Annotated in this window: 1 protein-coding gene and 1 pseudogene; both read right to left on the bottom strand. The window is 46.1% G+C overall.

What is annotated here, in order from left to right:
• On the bottom strand, positions 1-688 hold a 688-nt coding region (locus F6K49_RS51995), incomplete at its 3' end, for a glycosyltransferase family 2 protein (RefSeq protein ID WP_366514384.1).
• 243 nt (positions 689-931) lie between these two features.
• A pseudogene (locus F6K49_RS51990) lies at positions 932-1102 on the bottom strand (PIN/TRAM domain-containing protein); the annotation flags it as partial.

The raw sequence follows: 1102 nt of genomic DNA, 5'->3' as shown, positions 1-1102 counted from the left end.
CACGCTTGAGTAACTCCACACCCTGGTCTACTTGATTATTTTGAATATAAAGCGCCCCGAGTTTACTACACACATAAGCATCAAACGGATGACTAGCCAGATAGCCTTCCATCGCCGTAAGGGCTCTCGTCAACTTATTCCGTGATGCGATCGCATCATAGCTATAACCGTAGTGTAAGATTGCCACCTGGGATAGAGACACCACCTGCCATTGGGCTTCTCGTTGTAACACTTGCGCTACAGTATCATCCACCATAGCATGATAGGGGCGAGAAAAGCGAATCTCTGGGTGATAGCGAAACAAACGGGACACCAGAGAATAGGGAGATTGAGTAGCAGCCACTTCTTGCCGGACTAGATTAATAACTAGATAGGAACTATTTTGGATTGCCTGCTTGATTTCCGGTACAACTTCCGGTTTCAACACTTCATCAGCATCCAACACCAGTACCCATTCCCCTTGCACATACTTCAACGCCTGATTGCGAGCAGCTGCAAAATCATTGCACCATTCAAACTGATAAACTATAGCGCCATAGCTTTGCGCCACCTCAATCGTCCGATCCGTTGAACCTGTGTCTAGGACGACCATCTCATCCACTACATCCTTGACACTACTCAAACATTGTGGTAATAATTCTTCCTCATCTTTAACAATCATGCATAGGCTAAGCATAGCATCAGTCATTAGGTTAGAAGGTTAGGAGGTTGATGGTTAGGAGGTTAGGAGGTTGATGGTTAGGAGGTTGAAGGTTAGGAGGTTAGGAGGTTGAAGGTTAGGAGGTTGAAGGTTAGGAGGTTAAACGCGATTGCGTAGCCAATAGGCCAAGGTTAGAGGGTTAGACGGTTAGAGGGTTAGACGGTTAGAGGGTTGAACATTCAACCTTGGCCTATTGGCCACGCTACGCGAACAACCTATAAAACACCAATATCAAACTGTAACCGAAGCTTGAGGTCGAGCAAAAATCATCCTACCTGCTGAGGTCTGCAAGGCTGAGGTAACAATAACTGGCAGTTCAACACCCATGTGTTTATACCCTTCTTCCACTACTACCATTGTGCCATCATCGAGATAACCAACTCCCTGGGTAGGTTCTTTACC

The sequence above is a fragment of the Moorena sp. SIO3I6 genome (genome assembly GCF_010672095.1).
Note: the sequence above shows the minus strand (reverse complement) of the source record. Positions and strands in the feature narration are given on the sequence as shown.